Source organism: Methylobacterium sp. WL116, from assembly GCF_008039455.1.
Classification (GTDB): domain Bacteria; phylum Pseudomonadota; class Alphaproteobacteria; order Rhizobiales; family Beijerinckiaceae; genus Methylobacterium.
The window spans coordinates 1-823 of the sequence record NZ_VRUV01000979.1 but is presented as its reverse complement, the minus strand read 5'-3'; the positions used below and the strand labels follow the sequence as shown (position 1 = coordinate 823).

Annotated in this window: 1 protein-coding gene; it reads right to left on the bottom strand. The window is 76.3% G+C overall.

The window, feature by feature from the left end; all coding sequences use genetic code 11:
* Nucleotides 1-674, bottom strand: a 674-nt coding sequence (locus FV223_RS28895; RefSeq protein ID WP_147730030.1) for an AsmA family protein, incomplete at its 3' end; no start/stop codon positions are given.
* Nucleotides 675-823: the final 149 nt, after the last annotated feature.

Sequence of the window (823 nt, the reverse complement as noted above, 5' to 3'; positions counted from 1 at the left end):
GCCGGCACGAAGGCGACGCGGGCGTCGGCCTCGAAGCGCGGATGGGCGTCGCCGCCGCCCGAGAGCTTCAGGGCGACGGCGCCGTCCGCCGCCGGCTCGCCGCTGACCAGGGTGAACGGCAGGCCGCCGCTGGTGCCCGCGACCCGCCAGGGGCCGACGAGGGCCGGCGCCTGGATCTGCACGGCTTCCGCGTAGAACTGGTCGGTGCGCCCGGTCGCGGGCACCACCGTGGTCAGCAGCAGCTGCTGGACGTGGAGGTCTTCGATTGCGAGGTCGCGGCCGCGCAGGGCCTCGCCGAGGCCGGCCGGCACCACGAGGGCGTCGCCCTCGGTCACCGGCAGCTTGACCTCGGCGCGGCCGATCCGGGTCTCGGTGAAGCGGAACGCGCCCGCCAGCAGCGGGCTCAGGCCGAGCTCGGCCTTGACGAAGCGCAGATCGAGGGCGGGCCGTCCCGGCTCGTCGCCGAGATGAAGGCGGTCGAGGCGCAGGCGCGGCGAGGGCAGCAGCCGCACGTCGATGCGGCCCTCGCTGCGCACCGGCAGGCCGAGGGACCGGCTCACGGTCGCGTCGACGAAGGCGCGATGGGTCGGCCAGTCGATGAAGGGCGGCACCGCGAGCGCCGCGACGAGGATCAGGATGACGGCGCCCGCGAGCGCGGTCAGGAGGTCACGCACCGTGATCGTTCCGCATGCACCCCGCGCCACCCGGCGGGTTCACGGCGGGCATAGCACGGCGCGGGACCGCAGGCGCCAGGGCGCCCGCGGCCTTGGTTCAACGCCCGCGGGCTCGGCTCAGCGCCGGGGGGCGACGATCACGCCCGGGG